The 17411-nt window shown below is 45.1% G+C and carries 17 protein-coding genes; 9 read left to right on the top strand and 8 right to left on the bottom strand.

Annotated features, from left to right (window positions below; all coding sequences use genetic code 11):
* Positions 1–121: 121 nt before the first annotated feature.
* Positions 122–799 (top strand): tetratricopeptide repeat protein, encoded by a 678-nt coding sequence (locus ACSLBF_RS00450; protein ID WP_440054691.1) that lies wholly within the window; start codon positions 122–124, stop codon positions 797–799.
* Here ACSLBF_RS00450 and ACSLBF_RS00445 read toward each other — a convergent pair.
* Positions 796–3402: an EAL domain-containing protein gene (locus ACSLBF_RS00445; protein ID WP_440054690.1), complete on the bottom strand. Its 2607-nt coding sequence runs from the start codon at positions 3400–3402 to the stop codon at positions 796–798. The two genes, ACSLBF_RS00450 and ACSLBF_RS00445, sit on opposite strands and share 4 nt — an antisense overlap.
* 247 nt (positions 3403–3649) lie before the next feature.
* On the opposite strand from ACSLBF_RS00445, the gene ubiD reads away from it, so the two are divergent.
* From ubiD to ACSLBF_RS00430, 3 genes are all read left to right on the top strand, one after another.
* Positions 3650–5125 (top strand): 4-hydroxy-3-polyprenylbenzoate decarboxylase, encoded by a 1476-nt coding sequence (ubiD, locus tag ACSLBF_RS00440; RefSeq protein WP_440054689.1) that lies wholly within the window; start codon positions 3650–3652, stop codon positions 5123–5125.
* An 81-nt stretch (positions 5126–5206) separates the two neighbouring features.
* On the top strand, positions 5207–5920 hold the full coding sequence (gene fre, locus ACSLBF_RS00435) for an NAD(P)H-flavin reductase (protein WP_440054688.1): 714 nt from the start codon (positions 5207–5209) through the stop codon (positions 5918–5920).
* Positions 5921–6061: 141 nt separating this feature from the next.
* Positions 6062–6469 (top strand): CBS domain-containing protein, encoded by a 408-nt coding sequence (locus tag ACSLBF_RS00430; RefSeq protein ID WP_440054687.1) that lies wholly within the window; start codon positions 6062–6064, stop codon positions 6467–6469.
* A gap of 44 nt (positions 6470–6513) precedes the next feature.
* On the opposite strand, the gene add is transcribed toward ACSLBF_RS00430, so the two are convergent.
* The 7 genes from add to cyaY form a co-directional block, all read right to left on the bottom strand.
* The gene (gene add / locus ACSLBF_RS00425) at positions 6514–7512 is read right to left on the bottom strand and encodes an adenosine deaminase (RefSeq protein WP_440054686.1); all 999 of its coding nucleotides are present in this window, start codon (positions 7510–7512) and stop codon (positions 6514–6516) included.
* 156 nt (positions 7513–7668) lie between these two features.
* Positions 7669–8775 (bottom strand): heme biosynthesis HemY N-terminal domain-containing protein, encoded by a 1107-nt coding sequence (locus ACSLBF_RS00420; protein ID WP_440054685.1) that lies wholly within the window; start codon positions 8773–8775, stop codon positions 7669–7671.
* The gene (locus ACSLBF_RS00415; protein ID WP_440054684.1) at positions 8772–10592 is read right to left on the bottom strand and encodes a uroporphyrinogen-III C-methyltransferase; all 1821 of its coding nucleotides are present in this window, start codon (positions 10590–10592) and stop codon (positions 8772–8774) included. The genes ACSLBF_RS00420 and ACSLBF_RS00415 overlap by 4 nt, the downstream gene beginning before the upstream one ends.
* Positions 10592–11530 (bottom strand): hydroxymethylbilane synthase, encoded by a 939-nt coding sequence (gene hemC / locus ACSLBF_RS00410; protein ID WP_440054683.1) that lies wholly within the window; start codon positions 11528–11530, stop codon positions 10592–10594. The genes ACSLBF_RS00415 and hemC overlap by 1 nt, the downstream gene beginning before the upstream one ends.
* A 20-nt stretch (positions 11531–11550) precedes the next feature.
* Positions 11551–12354 carry a DUF2914 domain-containing protein gene (locus ACSLBF_RS00405; RefSeq protein ID WP_440054682.1) on the bottom strand — a complete coding sequence of 268 codons (804 nt, stop codon included), beginning with the start codon at positions 12352–12354 and terminating at the stop codon, positions 11551–11553.
* A 31-nt stretch (positions 12355–12385) separates the two neighbouring features.
* Positions 12386–13039: an alpha/beta hydrolase gene (locus ACSLBF_RS00400; protein ID WP_440054681.1), complete on the bottom strand. Its 654-nt coding sequence runs from the start codon at positions 13037–13039 to the stop codon at positions 12386–12388.
* Positions 13039–13359, bottom strand: a complete 321-nt coding sequence (cyaY, locus tag ACSLBF_RS00395; protein WP_440054680.1) for an iron donor protein CyaY — start codon at positions 13357–13359, stop codon at positions 13039–13041. The genes ACSLBF_RS00400 and cyaY overlap by 1 nt, the downstream gene beginning before the upstream one ends.
* Positions 13360–13521: 162 nt before the next feature.
* On the opposite strand from cyaY, the gene lptM reads away from it, so the two are divergent.
* From lptM to ACSLBF_RS00370, 5 genes are all read left to right on the top strand, one after another.
* Positions 13522–13728: an LPS translocon maturation chaperone LptM gene (gene lptM, locus ACSLBF_RS00390; RefSeq protein WP_440054679.1), complete on the top strand. Its 207-nt coding sequence runs from the start codon at positions 13522–13524 to the stop codon at positions 13726–13728.
* Positions 13715–14968 carry a diaminopimelate decarboxylase gene (gene lysA / locus ACSLBF_RS00385; RefSeq protein WP_440054678.1) on the top strand — a complete coding sequence of 418 codons (1254 nt, stop codon included), beginning with the start codon at positions 13715–13717 and terminating at the stop codon, positions 14966–14968. Before lptM ends, lysA begins: the two co-directional genes overlap by 14 nt.
* A gap of 68 nt (positions 14969–15036) precedes the next feature.
* Positions 15037–15867: a diaminopimelate epimerase gene (gene dapF / locus ACSLBF_RS00380; protein WP_440054677.1), complete on the top strand. Its 831-nt coding sequence runs from the start codon at positions 15037–15039 to the stop codon at positions 15865–15867.
* Positions 15864–16490, top strand: coding sequence for a DUF484 family protein (locus ACSLBF_RS00375; protein WP_440054676.1), 627 nt, complete (start codon positions 15864–15866; stop codon positions 16488–16490). The genes dapF and ACSLBF_RS00375 overlap by 4 nt, the downstream gene beginning before the upstream one ends.
* Positions 16487–17404 (top strand): tyrosine recombinase XerC, encoded by a 918-nt coding sequence (locus tag ACSLBF_RS00370; protein WP_440054675.1) that lies wholly within the window; start codon positions 16487–16489, stop codon positions 17402–17404. The genes ACSLBF_RS00375 and ACSLBF_RS00370 overlap by 4 nt, the downstream gene beginning before the upstream one ends.
* The last annotated feature ends 7 nt before the right edge of the window (positions 17405–17411 follow it).

Genomic DNA, 17411 nt, shown 5'->3' with positions numbered 1-17411 from the left:
TTCATTTAACTCCATGACTATAAAAAATACGCTCATTCGATCTTATGACTTTACCTTTGATCTCGTCAGCAGCCACAAGTGGCTGTTTATACTTCTAGGGCTTTGTTGTGCCGGGAGTTTGATGTATTTGCAAAGTGTAGAGAAAGTACAACGTACTAACGATATACTGATAGCTCCTCAGACTGATGATATCGTCATTATAGATTTCGGACATTTATCCCAACAACAATACCAATCGCAATATCGTATTATGCAAGTGATAGATGTCGATGACAGTCATATAACGCTCAAAGAAGGCGCTTTTACCTATCGCAAGCTTAGAGATCTGCGTAACGATATTCGTGTCAGTAAACTGATGATCGACAATTATTTTAAAGCCGAAACGTTTACGTTAGCGAAGCAGCAAATTCCACGCTTTTTGAATAATGAAACCATAGTTGAAGCTTATCGCCCAGTTGATATCTATGTGATGGGGGGAATAGTGAAACAGCGCTTTCCTAAACAACCCAAATATGCGTACAAAGGTACGAATATCTCAGAAATGAATCAAAAAGCCTTGTTTTACTATCATCAAGGCGACTTAAAAGCAGCGCGTGATACATTTTTAATGGCCGCTAAAAGTGGTAGCTCTTGGGCTCAATACAATTTGGCCACCATGTTCAGAGATGGTGAAGGTGGTACGCAAGATCTTAACGCCGCACGTTACTGGTTTAACAAGTCCAGCGAGCAACAAAATCCAAAAGCGAAATTGGCACTAGAGTCCCTATGCAAGCACCACCAACAACTCTGCTCGCTTTAACAGCTCTTTGCTTGTTCTAAGAGCTGGTTTTCAAAATCGTGACTATTCATTGGCTTAGCATGGAAAAAGCCCTGCGTAAAATCACATTCTAACTGCTCTAGTAACTGCAACTGAGATACAGACTCAACCCCCTCAGCTATCACATTCAACTGTAATCGATGAGCCATCAACACTATCGCACTAACCAGTGCTTTGTCCTCGTCATCATCTGGTAAGTCACGTATGAACGCTCTGTCGATTTTCAACTTAGACAAAGGAAATCGCTTTAGATAACTAAGTGAGGAATAACCTGTACCAAAGTCGTCAATAGCCAATTCAACACCCAGGGCTCTTAAAGCTTTCAGCTGGGCTAGAATATTATCGGAGTTTTCTACTAACACTGACTCGGTAATTTCGAGTGTCAGTAACCGAGCGGGTAACCCCGTATCTGTTAAAACACGTTTAACTAGTGCCACCATGTCTTGACGCTTAAACTGGATGCTAGAGACATTAACGGCAATAAATATATCTTTTGCTGAGAGCTGTTGCCACGCTTTAGCTTGCGAACAAGCTTGGTATAACACCCACTCGCCAACGGGTATGATGAGTCCCAATTCCTCGCAAACGGGAATAAACTGCTCAGGGCTCACCGCACCGAGAGATTCACTGTGCCATCGTAACAACGCTTCACAACCTCGTAATTCTCGATATGCTTTGCCGGCATAAATGGGCTGATAAACTAATGACAACTCTCTATTTGCCAAGGCTTTATGTAACGCACTTTCGAGCATGCTACGAGCTTTAGCTGTTTGGTGCATCGCGGCGGTAAAAAACTGATAGCAGTTTCTGCCTTGCTCTTTGGCTTTATACATTGCACTGTCAGCGTTGCGCAACAAGGCTTTACGGTCCTGACCATCATCAGGATAAAGTGTAATCCCCATGCTGCCTGACACATAGGCCTCGTGACCTTCAAGATGATAAGGGGTCGCTAGTGCCCTTAAGATCTTACTTGCAACATGTTCTAAGTTGTTGATACTGCCAATATCTTGCAATAACAACGCAAATTCATCACCACCTAGTCGAGCAACGGTATCAGAACTACTAACACATTCTTTCAAGCGCAGCGCGGCCTCTTTTAACAATAGATCACCGATATGGTGGCCAAGGGTATCGTTAACAATCTTAAATCGATCTAGATCAATAAAGCAGATGGCTACTCGTTCTTCGCGTTTTTGTGCTTCTTTGAGGGCGAGTTCAAACTTAGCATGATAGTGGTGTCGATTAGCCAACCCCGTTAGACTGTCAAAATTGGCTTGCTGCCACATCAGCTGTTCATTTTGCTTACGAGAGGTAATATCGCTAAATAACGCTACGTACATCTCGATGTTATTGCCTTCATCGAACACCACTGAAACCTGTAACCAGCTTGGGTAAACTTCACCATTCTTTCGCTTGTTCCAAACCTCACCTTCCCAACGCCCTCTTTCATTGAGCGCCTCATACATCTGCTCAAAGAAGATCGCATCATGACGACCGGAATTTAATAGCGCAGGCGTCTGCCCCAAAACTTCATGCTGTTCATAGCCAGTAATTTCCGAAAAAGCGCGGTTCACCATTTGAATACGGTTATCTGAATCTGCGACCAACACACCCTCACTGGTTGTAGCAAACACTGTACTAGCTAATCGCTCTTCTTTGGCCCGGGCTAACTCATCGGTAATATCATGGATCATATAGATGTAGCCTAGCTTCACTTGCGACTGACTAAAAACTGCCGAACAAGAAATCCTTACGGCTTTATTCTGTTGATGAAACACCAGCCGCCCTTCGACTTCTTCACCTTCCAATAACTGCTCCACATCAATATTTTCAAAGAGATCATAAATAAGCAGTCCGTTTAACTCTGCAAATGGCGCAATCTCATTGGTCACAGCATTGTTTACACTAACAACATGATGATTTTCATCAGTAAAAATTAGATAGGCACTAATACCGTGAAAAATAGCGCTCAGTTTCGCGCCTTGTGCTTGTGAACGCCGTTTGGCTTTTCTTAAACGGACTAATATCACCAGCATAGCGCCAATAGAAATCGTAAGCACAGCAATAATTGCCGTTAGTAGAACAGTTTGTACAGTTGTCGCTTGTTTAATTTTTTCGGTTTGTAATAACACTTGCTGCTCAAGGTTAGCTTGGTAATGCCATAATTCTTGCTGCAGTTGACGTTGTTGGCTGATGTCATTGATCACTGACCAAAGTAGCTTTTGTTGCTCGTACTGGACGGGGGTGGAATATACACTGACTGTTTTGAGCTGACCGTTAGCAAGTTGGTGCTGGAAGATAAAATAGTTACGCCCTTCATTCAGCGCGGCCTGACGCTCATTGGCAACCTGTTCTTTACTGAACTGGTTAATCGTTTGGATGGTCATCGTTTCAAGTTGAGCTTGGCTGTAACCATAGAACTTTGCGGCTGCATGATTGGCCTTGATTATGTTACCCGTTGCAGGCTCTATCATCAGCATTACGGCACTATGCTGAGAAAACGCCTGTTCGGAAAGCTCAAACCCTTTACCAAATAAAGGAAAAAGCAGTAACAAGGCCAGCGTTATTTTAGTTATTTTGTTCACATTCGCCCCCTCACACAGCGTGAGCTTCCTTGAAGAATATTGTTACAGTATAGGGCATCACCCATGCTGAAACTTCAAGGTCATAAAGCACACTCATTCCTCTTATACACGCCAATAAGTGTTGAAACAAGCACGGAGATCAAAGATAACAATGATTATTGATTAACGAGTCAAGCAGATCGTCGCACTCACTGTCAAAAAAAACCCAAGTTGATATACTGGAGCAAATGTAATTCTAGTCCGGCTTATGAAATACAACGATCTTAGAGATTTTATCGCACAACTTGAAAAGCAAGGTGAGCTGGTGAGAGTCAGTCAACCTATCTCAACTAAACTTGAGATGACTGAAATTGCCGATCGCACCCTCAGAGCAGGCGGTCCCGCTATTTTATTTGAAAACCCGATTGGGTTTGATATTCCTGTACTCGCAAACCTATTTGGAACGCCGAAACGAGTCGCTATGGGCATGGGCCAGAGCGATGTGTCAGAGCTTAGAGAGGTAGGAAAGCTACTCGCTTTTCTCAAAGAGCCTGAACCACCAAAGGGGATCAAAGAAGCGCTCGGACAAATCCCGGTGTTCAAGCAAGTACTTAACATGCCAGCCAAAGAAGTTAAAAAGGCTCCTTGCCAAGAAGTTGTACTGCGCGGTGATGACGTTGACCTCACCCGTTTACCGATTCAGCATTGCTGGCCAGGTGATGCAGCGCCGCTCATCACTTGGGGACTAACCGTTACCAAAGGTCCCTATAAAAAGAGACAAAATTTAGGCATTTACCGTCAGCAGCTACTGGGCAAAAACAAAATCATTATGCGTTGGTTATCACACCGAGGCGGCGCGTTAGACTTTCAAGAATGGTGTAAAGAACATCCGGGGGAACCTTATCCAGTTTCCGTGGCATTGGGTGCTGATCCGGCCACAATCCTAGGAGCTGTGACACCGGTCCCCGATACGCTCAGCGAGTATGCATTTGCCGGGTTACTTCGAGGTAGCAAGACCCAAGTCGTCAAATCTATTTCCAATGATCTTCAGGTGCCTGCCAGCGCAGAGATTGTACTGGAAGGATACATTCAACCCGGCGAGCTCGCACCTGAAGGGCCGTATGGCGATCATACCGGTTACTACAACGAGGTTGATGATTTCCCGGTCATGACCGTCACCCATATCACGCATCGCAAAGAGCCGATCTATCACAGCACCTATACGGGCCGTCCGCCTGACGAACCTGCTATTTTAGGTGTCGCGCTAAACGAAGTATTCGTGCCTATTTTACAAAAGCAGTTTCCTGAGATTGTGGATTTCTATTTACCACCAGAGGGCTGCTCGTATCGTATGGCCGTGGTAACGATGAAAAAGCAATATCCGGGCCATGCGAAACGCGTAATGATGGGCGTCTGGTCATTCCTTAGGCAATTTATGTACACCAAATTTGTCATTGTGTGTGATGATGATGTCAATGCCAGAGACTGGAATGATGTGATCTGGGCCATTACTACCCGCATGGATCCAGCGCGTGACACCACCATGATCGAGAATACTCCGATCGACTACTTAGATTTTGCTTCCCCTGTATCTGGTCTTGGTTCTAAAATGGGAATGGACGCGACCAATAAGTGGCCGGGTGAAACAGACCGAGAATGGGGCGAACCGATTGTCATGGATCAAGACACTAAACAGCGTATTGACGATATTTGGGACAGTTTAGGCATTATGTCTAAGTCTTAATGACAATTATCATCTAACATTGCGCACGCTGCTATGATAGAGTGCGCATACTTTAGCCAAGTGCTTAACTGAAGGTAAATCATGCAACAACTTAAAGCAGAGGTCGCATCAATTACGCCTCTCACTGAATTTGTATTTAAAGTTATTTTAAAGCCACAACATGCCGTAGAGTTTGAAGCGGGCCAATACCTACAACTGGTACTTGGCGAAAAAGATAAACGTGCATTTTCTATCGCCAGCAGTCCATCTCAGTCTGAACAATTAGAACTCCACATCGGTGCCTCTGGTGCAGACTCATACGCCATGCAATCACTTGAACATTTACGTACCGCACATGAAAATGCGCAATTAGTTGATTTAGAGGTTGGTTTAGGTGTTTCGCAGCTGCGCCCTGAACAAGCTCGTCCGCTTGTATTGTTAGCCGGCGGTACTGGCTTTTCTTATGTAAAGTCAATGGCTGACCGCCTTGCCGAAATAAACTACAGCAGCCCGGTACTATTTTACTGGGGTGTAAAAGAAGAGTCTGCGCTATACGCCAAGGCTGAAATGGAAGCATGGGCAGAAAAACAGCCTCACTTTCAGTTTATTCCTGTGGTAGAAAATGCGGGCCAAGATTGGAAAGGCCATACCGGTTATGTGCACCAAGCGGTCATGAAAGATATCGTTTCTTTGGAACCATACAGCATCTATATGGCGGGTCGTTTCGATATGATCGGGATCGTTCGTGATGACTTTATCGAACATGGCGCAAGCCGTGAGTACATGTACGCCGATGCATTTGCGTTTATAAAATAAACCTTGCTAGATTGGCAGATCACTCTGCCAATCTAAAAAAGCAATAACTTCGATTTATTTAATCCGTTTTACCAATAAACAACTCAGCTTTATTCTTTCAGTATCAAAATTAGCCAGCCATTTGATCGTTAGGAGAAGTGTATGAGTCAGCTATATATCCGCGACATCATGTCGCCCGAAGTACCTTTTATCACCCCAGACACAGAACTCACTGATGCTATTTGCTTATTACAACAATACCAGTTGATAGGTAGCCCCGTCGTCGATAATAATAAACACTTACTAGGCTTTATTTCAGAGCAGCAATTACTAAAACCACTACTACAGTCGAGTTATTTTTGTGATGGTAAGGTCACTGTGGCAGAGTTAATGTCGGAATCGGCCGTATCTGTTCAGCCAAATAACACAGTGATTGACTTGGCTGAAGCCATGTTAGGAAATAAACCGAAGGTCTACCCAGTAGTTGAGGAGAACAAAGTAATTGGACTGGTGACTCGCAGCCAGATTGTCTCAGCACTTAAGCTTTTATACTTAAGTTGTGCAAGTTAACCCTGCACAACTTTGTGTTCATGCATTCGCTGAAGGCCTGATTGTTAGCTGCCTTTTTTGTTTAGCAGAGCTTGTTTATCACCCTCGCTCAAAAAGGCGATATCCACGGCATTTCGCTGCGCTTGATAAACATCCGCTGCTGTTAATCCCGCACCGGGTGCAGCCACTTCATATTCATTGATGAGCTCAATCCCTTGCACTGCTGGATCGTCAGTATTAATGGTCGCCAAGATACCATGGGCAAGGAACTGCTTAAGCGGGTGTTGCTCAAGTGACTGAACTGTACTGGTTTGAATATTACTGGTTAAGCATGACTCAATGCCGATTTTGTGGTCACGCAGGTAATCCATCAACTTAGGATCTTCAATGGCTTTCACGCCGTGGCCAATACGCGTTGCCCCCAATTCATTAATGGCTTGCCAAATGCTGCTTGCACCTTTCGCTTCTCCGGCATGAATTGTAACACCAAGATAAGCATCTCTAACTTGATTAAAATGAGAAATAAAACGCTCACCCGGCTGGCCTATTTCATCTCCCGCCAAGTCGACCGCCACTAAACTTTCACGATGTGCCAGCAAGGCATCCAACTCATATTGGCACTTTTCTACACCAAAGGTGCGCGACATAATACCGATTAAGTTCACTTTAATGTCACGGCCTTGGCTTGCAGATTGCACACCATCAATGACAGCCTCAACCACACCTTGCGGGTGCAGGTTGTGTGCTTGCGCCATGTAATAAGGGCTAAAACGCAATTCGGTATAATCGATGCCTTGCCCGATGGCATCTTCAACATTTTCGACAGCAATGCGACGGCAGGCGTCGTAGTCGCCCAAGACTTTCACGCCCCAATCTAACTTTGCTAGAAAAGCCATTAGGTTAGGTGCGTTGTCAAGCACTTGAACATAAGGCCGAAGGCCTTCAATATCCTGTGCAGGTAACTCCATATTAAACTGCTGGCCAAGTTCTAAAATCGTACTCGCTCGTACGTTACCATCTAAGTGGCGGTGTAAATCTAGCAAAGGTAGTGTTGTATTGATCATAAGATCCTCGGCTCACAGATAAAATTTTTGGGATCATACGCACTTAAATCGATTATTCAAGGACCAATGTCTGGTTATCAAAGTACGCTGTAGTCAGTATAGCAATGGCTCTAGTAAAGGTTTAAGCCCAAAAAAGCCCGCGATTGCGGGCCTCTTTTAAGATTTTGCGATTAAATACGCTTTCTCAAACTCAGCGGTTTTTTCATAGGCAAGTTGAGCTTGCTGGCTCCACCGGTCTTGCCAACTCTGATGTGCACTTAATGAATCAAAGATTTTTGCGGCTAACGCATGATCCCCTTCCGCATTGCTTAGACAGGCAAGTGCAAATAATAGATCGGGTTGCTCTGGCTGTTTTTTCAACTGCTGTTGTACTGCCATCTTTAAGTCATTATCACTGTTTACGGTGTGTGATAGGTAATCAGACAACTGATGGTATTGCCCTTTTTTCAATAACTTCTTCAGCTCATCAGCGACTTCCGCTAATTTACCATTTGCCAGCTTGGCGTTTAGCAATGCAGGATGAACTTGGCTTTTCAAAACCTTCGGTAGCCTGTCAAACAAAGCATCGGCAGGCGCTTTTGGAGATGAGAAAATAGTGGTAAACAGTTCCTGCCACTGCGCGTCGTTCCAAGAAAGTTTTTTATGCCATTTGATCACGGTTTCAACTGCCGCTTCAGGTTGTTCACTTTGAACTTGGGCACGAATATAGCTGGCAATAACCGACTCAGCAGGCTTTTTCTGCGCCATCTTATCATCTAATAAGGTTAACGCCTGCTCACCATTATTCACCTGTAGCCACAGCGTAGAAAGTTGACTTTGGTTCGGTGCAGAAATGGTTTCTAACTCGGTGCAAGCCAATGTGTTGTCACCACGCTGCAAAGCGGCTTTGGCTTTGATCGCTTTAACAAAGTCGTCACGCGACTCAGGCTGTTTAACTTGAGCTAGCCTCGCATGGGCTTGAGTAACATCATCATTAAGCAGCGACCATAGCGCATCATGCCATGCTGCATCTGCACGCAACTGACGTTTTCTAGAAAAGTGACCTTTGGTACTAACGTAGCTGCGCCACAGCCATTTTGTCGCTTTCCAAACCAATGCGGTCACTACAAACAGCAAAAACAGCATGATAACAAACGCCACGATGGTGCCTTCTATCGTGGTTTGATTAAACGCGATCAGCACGTAGCCTTTTTCATCTATTAATAAATGACCCGCAGCCAGTGCCACTAAGATAATGACGAAAGTGAGTATTTTCGCAATCATTTCAACCACCCTTTAAGCGCTTTGGGGGTTTGTAACTCGATGTTTTCACTGCGCAGTAATTCGTTACGTTCTAGTTGTTGCAGTGTCGTAAGTGCCTCTTTTACTGCCGTATTTTGTAACTCATAGTGCTGTGTAAGCAGCTGGTGAGCACTAGAAATGGCAGCAAAAAAGATGCTCGCCTGATTATCCATTAGAGCGGTTTGTGCCTGCGTCAGATAGCTATTTAACTGTGTCCGAATAAGCTGCAACTCGGTTTCATCTAACAGTGGATCGATTACCGCTGAATCATGTCGTCTAATGCGAATAAAGTCATCAGCCAATTTCTGCCACGACCGTTGGAGGTTTGCTTTCCAATCAGCCATATCTGACGACAATGGCTCTTTAGTTTGCGCTTTCGGCTCTGGTATTTGTAACTGACGAATAGCTAAGCTTGGCGCTTGTTCCAATAAACCGTGTAGTTGCAGATAGATAACTTCCGTTTGTGGCTTGGGTAACGCCTGCAATGCCGCAATATCAGCTGCAACAGCCTGTTGCACCACTGTCACATCCGCTTCGTTTTCAAGTACTTCTGCGATTCGCTGTAAAATAGCTATCGCACCTTGATAATCTCGCTCAGCATTCACTTTAAAAGCCGCAAGGCGCTGTAAATACAGCAATTCAGACGCAAACGCACCACTGACTTGCTGTTGGTTTTTCGCTAGCGCATTCGCTAGATCATGTTTAACTTGTTGACTCTGCGCTTCTAGTTGTCCTTTAACCGTATCTAACGCTTTTTCCAGCTTACTATCCAATGTCTGAATCCGGCTGGTCGCATCACTTAGCTGGGTTCGTAATAATTGGTTTTCTGACTGAGTTGCTTTGTTGGTCAGCGCTAGTTGCGCAATAAATTGTTGCTGTTGCATGAAGACAAAACCAGCACCAACTCCGCTGCCTATTGCCAGCAATAAGGCTAGCACGGCCGTTTTACTGATTTTAGGGTCACGATAAACGACAGGTGGCTCAATTACGGGTTGTTCTACCGTTGTTTGCGCCTTAGCTTCAGGCTGAGAAGTTTGCTTTGCGTCCGTCATCTGGCTACCTTGCTGGTTAATATAATCGACAATACACTCCTGTAATGCGCGGTTATCCGCTCCTTCACTCACGGAGATATTCGACTGACTAATGTTATATTGGCTGTTTAAGTGTTCCGCGACACGTTGACTTACAACAAAAAAGTGACGAGTCGCAAGCCATTGTTGTAACGACGGCTTATCGCTTGCAAAAATGGCATCGGCGGCACTGTTACTGGTAATGACTATACCGTCAATCTGCTTACTTCGCCAGTGGTCTAACCAGACATCCGCATTTGCTTCAGAGGCATTTCGCTGATACACAATCAAGCTGTCGACAATCGCACCGTTTGCTTTTAACGTACTGGCAATTAACCCTCTTCCGCCCTTACCCTTTATCAACAGTAAGCGCTTACCCTCAACCTGTTGAAGACCAGGCAACGCAAGTAGACCTTCTGAATCTGCCTGCTTAGCAAAGATCGCCTTACGATTTAACTCAGTGTTAATTGTACTGGCTGTTTTCGCCCCAACAGCAAAAAGCGCACAGTCTTTTGAAAGGCTTGCACCACAAGCTTTAAAGTACTTTACCGCATCAGCGGAAATGAAAATGGCTATCTCGGCCTCAGGCACAACATCCAAAGCAGCTTGTGAAACCGTAACTGGCTCTAAAGTAAGCACTGGTGTTATCACGGTGCCAACATGCTGTTGCTCTAAAGTTTCAGCCAATGATTCTGATTTACCCGCAGGTCGAGTTAGCGCAATGTTCATTAGGCGTCTCGGTATACTTCTGCAAGGATAGCATCGGCGCCTTGTGACAGCAGTGATTCAGCTAATTCAATGCCTAATTGCTCAGCATTCTCAACATGACCGCGACATTCACTGGTCAATATCTTGCTACCATCAACCGCTCCAACTAGGCCTCTTAAATGTAAGGTTTCATCTTTTACTTCTGCATAAGCGCCGATTGGTACCTGACAGCCACCTTCTAAGCGCCTGTTCATGGCTCGCTCTGCTAATACCCGTACACGGGTTTCAAAGTGTTCAAGTGGTGCGAGGTACGCTTTAGTTTGCGCATCATCACTGCGGCATTCAATGCCTACTGCGCCTTGGCCATTAGCCGGCAGAGACTGTTCGGGTTCAATAAAGCTGGCGATGCGTTCGGGCATTTCTAACCTTAATAGTCCAGCTGCAGCTAGGATAATAGCGTCGAATTGCCCTTCATCTAACTTCGCTAAACGGGTATTTACATTGCCGCGCAAGTCTTTAATAACCAAGTCAGGTCTTGCCGCCTTGATCTGACATTGACGGCGTAAACTGGATGTCCCGACCACCGCGCCGCTGGGCAATTCATCTAAAGATTGAAAGTGATTGGAAACAAACGCATCTCTGGGGTCTTCTCGCTCACAGATGGTGTGCAGCTCTAGCCCTTCAGGAAAATCAACAGGAACGTCTTTCATTGAATGTACAGCGATATCCGCTCGTCCCTCTAACATGGCTTGCTCCAGCTCTTTTACAAATAGCCCTTTCCCCCCAATTTTAGCCAGCGGAGTATCGAGTATTTTGTCACCTTTAGTAGACATAGGCACGAGCTCAACGGTGAGTTCTGGATGATGTTTTTCCAATTCTGCCTTTACAAACTCTGCCTGCCACAATGCCAAAGCGCTTTTTCTTGTTGCAATTCGCAACACCGAAACTTGTTCTGTCATGATCTGCCTTTTTTCAACGCTTACTGCGTATTATCTACAATGCGAAACGATTTTTGCGCCAACAGTTGACCGCTCTCGGTCACCACTTCTACGCGCCACTCTCCTGTCTGGCTGGGAGTAATATTTTTGCTTGAGTAGGTGCGGTAACGATTCGAGTGGATCGCCAGTTCAACCTCAGCCATCAGTTGATCTTGGTGAAACCACAAGTGCGACACCACACGGTCTTGCAATAAGTGAATTTCGGTAAAAAAGTATAATTTATCTTGAAACTCGCTTTCATCAACGATGTCTTTTAGCACATTGATGGGCTCACGGTTGTCAATATCCGTGGTCAACACCGCCCTGCTCACATGTTGAGTATCGATTTGTGCACCCAGCGCGACGCTGGCAACTTGAGCACTTTCGTCGAACTGCTTTTGTTGCTCGCCATCAAGTGCAGCACTCACTTCCCCACTATTAGCCTCAGCCTCGAATTGCCTATTGACCGGCTCGGTTTCTTCCACTAACACGGAGGCTGGCTCAGCGCTTGGTTCTGGTTCCCGTGATTCTTGAGTCATGGATACACTGACGGGCTGGCTTTCTAAAACTGGCTCATTCGTTTGTGGTTCATCAACAGGTAACTGACGCGTAGGTTTGATAACCACTGGCGTCACTTCATCAGCATTGACGGTGTTAATAATCGAGTAAGCAAGTGCTGATGACACCCCCAAAAACACCAATGCTGCACCACCGATGCGACGCCAATGCCATTGATAGCGAACACCTTCGGTTTGCCCTTGCGGCACGGATGTAACTGTCGTTTTAATTACGATCTTTTGCGACATGGTTTTACTCCATTAGATGTCACGGTATTCATTAACTCAAGCGTGCTAGGAGCCATTGACGGATTGCTCTAATTTCTTCCAAGCATACCTGATGCTCCATAGGATAATCTTGCCAACTGACTTGGTACCCTTGCTGCTTTAATGCGTTATATGCAAGCTCTCCAGCAAACATAGGAACGACATTATCATGACTACCATGTGCCATAAAAATGTCTAACTCTGGTTGTTTAGCCTCGGCAGTCAACTTTTCTGGCTGGCACATGTAAGTAGACAAGGCCATCACCCCACCTAGCTTGACGGCCAATCGCGGTGCGACGTGCAGCGCAATTACGCCGCCTTGGGAAAAGCCAGCAAGAATAATCCGTTCAGCTGGAATGCCGTTATCTAGCTCCTGCTGGATTAAAGCCTCAACTGCAGTCGCCGATTCTCTCACACCGGTTTCGTCTGCTCTTTTATCCAGATCAAAAGACTTGATGTCATACCAAGCTCTCATCACCATGCCACCATTGATGGTGACAGGTTGTTCAGGCGCATGAGGGAAGATAAAGCGCACGCCCAACTCATCTGGCAATGCCAATTCAGCGGCAATCGGTAAAAAACCATTACCTGAGTCACCTAATCCATGTAACCAAATGATGCTCGATTTATGTTGCGTTTTTGCGGGATATTCTACGTATTCAAGCATCAGTCGTGCTGCCACTCAATCGTTGAGCCAGCTTGGCGCGTTGCAGCTTCTGACATAAATGACCAAAACTCTGCACCACTGCGATTGTCGATCCATTGATCTCCTCTGAGTTCAAAATGATGACCATTAAATTTGGTCGCAACCCAAACTTGATGAAGTGGTGCTTGCTTGTTGATTACAATCTTACTTTTATCCGGAAAAATGATTTCCAAAATGCCCGAAGCCGACTCATAGTCAAGGTCTGCATCGCAGTCGTCAATTTGTTCTTCAATAGTTAGCATCAATGCGTCTGCTAACTCATGATATTCATGATCGGTCATATCGTCGTTCCTTTTTGTGTTATCAACACAGAGGTAATGTTCGAATTGTGAAGCCAAGTTTTCACAGTACGCTGTGCGACAATAAATTTCACTAGGGAATAGCTGCTTTTTATATTAATTCTGTTAATCTGCGATTATAAAGGCACTAACTCGAATTATCTAATGAAAGCGACATCCTACAAAATTAGCTTGTTGATTGTGTTGTTTGCTACCACGTTATCCCTTTCTGGATGTGGGCAAAGTGGACCTCTCTACTTGCCAGAAAAACAACAGCAAAATCAACCAAAGCCAGAAACTGAAAAAACCAAGCAGACGACAAAAAAATCAACAACTTCGTCCTCTTTGGAGCCTAGCAATGGATCACTTTAATTATCAAGATGCACAATTATTTGCAGAGCAAGTCTCGATTACCGATATCGCCAATCAGTATGGTACACCTTGCTATGTGTATTCACGCAAAACATTAGAGCGCCATTATCATGCGTTTACCGATGCAGCCAAAGGTCATAAACATTTGGTTTGTTATGCAGTTAAGGCCAACTCTAATTTGGCAGTACTCAATGTGTTGGCGAAGCTTGGCTCAGGTTTTGACATCGTCTCTCAAGGTGAATTAGCACGAGTTTTAAAAGCTGGGGGCGACCCAAGCAAAGTGGTGTTCTCAGGTGTCGCCAAAACAGAACAAGAGATCCAATTTGCCCTAGAAACCGGCATAAAGTGCTTTAACGTTGAATCTATCTCAGAACTCAAACGGATCAGTCTAGTTGCGGAGCGATTAAAGCTCAATGCGCCGATCTCGCTGCGAGTCAACCCAGATATTGACGCCAAAACTCATCCATATATTTCTACTGGCTTGAAAGAGAACAAGTTTGGGGTCGATATTAACGACGCTTTTAATATTTATCAGTTAGCATATGCGTTACCCGGAATTGAAGTTGTTGGTATAGATTTTCACATTGGCTCTCAACTCGTCGAAATCAATCCTTTTTTGGCAGCTTTAGATAAAGTGCTCGCATTGGTCAAACAGCTTGAAAAAGCGGCGATAAAGCTTAAACACCTAGATATTGGTGGTGGGTTAGGCGTACCTTATGATGGCGAAAAGCCACCGCACCCAAGTGCTTATGCTGCGGAAGTGAAAAATAAGTTGGCCGACTTTCCTGATTTAGAGCTGATCTTTGAGCCAGGTCGCGCGATTGCCGCAAACGCGGGGATTTTGGTGACCAAAGTTGAGTTTATCAAGCCCACAGCCCATAAGCACTTTGCTATCGTTGATGCAGGCATGAATGACATGCTCAGACCAGCCCTCTACCAAGCGTGGCAAAGCATCATCCCTGTCGTGCAACGAGATGATGACACGCCATCGCAACTTTATGACATTGTCGGCCCAGTGTGTGAGACTGGTGATTTTCTAGGTAAAGAACGGCTGCTAAAAATTCAGCCAGGTGACTTATTAGCTCAACGTAGCGCTGGAGCTTACGGTTTTACCATGAGTTCTAACTATAACTCTCGTCCTCGTTGTGCCGAAATTATGGTCGACGATACCGAGCATCATTTAGTCCGTGCGCGTGAAACATTAGAATCGCTGTGGCAAGGAGAGCACCTGCTTCCCTAAGCTTCATATCCATGGCAAAGTATTGATAATTGTGAGACCAAGGGCAAAGCCCAAAAGAAAGTCACCTTATGTTTATTAATTTTTCAAAAATGCACGGTCTCGGAAACGATTTTGTGGTCATCGATAACGTCACCCAAAACGTGTTTTTATCTCGGGATCAAATTCGCAAACTGGCGGACAGAAATTTTGGTATTGGTTTTGATCAGCTGTTGATGGTCGAAGCGCCTTATTCTCCCGATCTCGATTTTCATTATCGCATCTTTAATGCTGATGGCACCGAAGTGGAGCAATGTGGCAATGGTGCTCGCTGCTTTGCACGATTTGTGCGAATGAAAGGGCTGACCAACAAGCACAAAGTCCAAGTGTCTACCAAAGGCGGTAACCTCACTTTGTTTATCGAAAAAGACGGCCAAGTTACTGTAAACATGGGTAAACCTAATTTTGCTCCTTCTGCAGTGCCTTTTCGCGCAAATAAGCAAGAAAATACCTATATTATAAGAGCGGATGACCACACCGTTTTTTGCAGCGCAGTGTCGATGGGCAATCCGCACGGGGTTATTGTCGTTGATGATTTGGACAACGCGAATGTAGAAACCTTAGGTCCTTTGCTTGAGCAACATGAACGCTTCCCAGAGCGTGCTAATATTGGCTTTATGCAAGTAATTTCTCCAGAACATGTGAAACTTCGAGTATGGGAGCGAGGCGCGGGAGAAACCTTAGCTTGCGGTACTGGGGCTTGCGCTGCTGCTGTCGTTGGCATCACATTGGGCAAGTTAGCGGAAACGGTTCGTGTTGATTTACCTGGGGGTAGCTTGCATATCCGCTGGGATGGCCAAGGTCAAAATGTAAAAATGACAGGCCCTGCTGAACACGTATTTGATGGACAAATAGCGATATGAAGAAACAGTTTGACGCTGAGAAAGAACAACTTGTCTGTGAGTATCTGCAACAGAACCCCGATTTTTTGTTGCGTCATCCGTATGTATTGCTGGATTTAGATCTCCATCAAAAAACCAATGGTCATCCTAATCTGGCTTTGCATCAGCAAAGGGTTTTGCGAGATGAATTACGCAAAGTTAAACAGCAGATGGCCGAAATGGCTCAGCATGCACATGCCAATGAGTTAGTCTTTAAACAGTTAAGTACTGTACAGTTGGCTGTATTAGCCTGCGAAGATCTTTCCACGCTCAATCAAATCCTCAAAGAGCGATTTGTGGCGCAGCAACATATTAACGCTTGTCGCTTACTGCCAATTGATGCAGAACTTGCTGAGTTATTGGCGAGTAAACTGCAAGACGCAAGTAGTTACTTAGGCCGACTATCACAACAACATGCAGAATCATTGTTTTCTGGTATCGCGGTAGGCTCCGTTGCTTTGTATAAACTTCACACTGCAGAACCGTGCGATTATTTACTTGCCTTCTCCAGCCCCAATGAAGATCACTTCGCGCCGAGCAATGATAATCTCTTGATCGATAGCTTTATCCAAACATTAAGTCTGAAGTTATCTGAACTTGCATGACACCAATAACGCTAAGTGACCAATGGCAACAACCTATAGACGCCTTTATGGGTTTTCTCAGACATGAGAAAAGCTATTCGCCGCACACCTTATCGCAATATCGCATTCAACTGGTACAAGCCGCCAGCTTCTTTTGTAGCGGCAGCAACTCATGGCTAGACGTTAGTCCCGAGCAGATCCGTCGTTACAGTATGAAACTACGCAGTGATGACCTCAGTCCCAGAACTATTAACTTGAAATTGAGCTGTATTCGCAGTCTGTATAAATACCTCAAGACCAAAGACGATACCATCGTTTGCGCCAATCCCGCTGAAGGAATTAAAGGGCCGAAGTTTCAAAAGCCACTGCCTAAAAATCTCGATGTTGATCAAATGGCACAGCTGCTTAACGTTGACAGCGATGAACCGCTGGCGATAAGAGACAAAGCAATGATGGAATTGATGTACTCCAGCGGGTTGCGACTCAGTGAGTTAATTAACGCCAATATCGGTGATGTCAGAGATGGCGAGATCCGTGTATTAGGTAAAGGACAAAAAGAACGTGTCGTGCCCGTTGGTGGCAAAGCGCTTATTGCTCTTGCAGCTTGGTTAACAATACGTGCTGCATGGGTCGGTGACGAGCAGCCAGCGCTATTCCTCAGTAAATTAAAACGTCGAATTAGCGCTAGGCACGTACGAGAACGCATGAAGCAATGGGGCTTAAAGCAAGGCGTGAGTACGCCTATTCACCCACATAAACTGCGCCACTCATTTGCCAGTCATATGTTAGAATCCAGTGGCGACTTACGTGCCGTGCAGGAAATGCTTGGACATGCCAGTTTATCCGCAACGCAGGTATATACCCATGTTGATTTTCAACACTTAGCCAAGGTCTATGATAAGGCACACCCAAGAGCAAAAAAGCTCAAACCTTAACAAATAA

Source organism: Pseudoalteromonas sp. T1lg65 (assembly GCF_051930985.1).
GTDB lineage: Bacteria > Pseudomonadota > Gammaproteobacteria > Enterobacterales > Alteromonadaceae > Pseudoalteromonas.
Note: the sequence above shows the minus strand (reverse complement) of the source record. Positions and strands in the feature narration are given on the sequence as shown.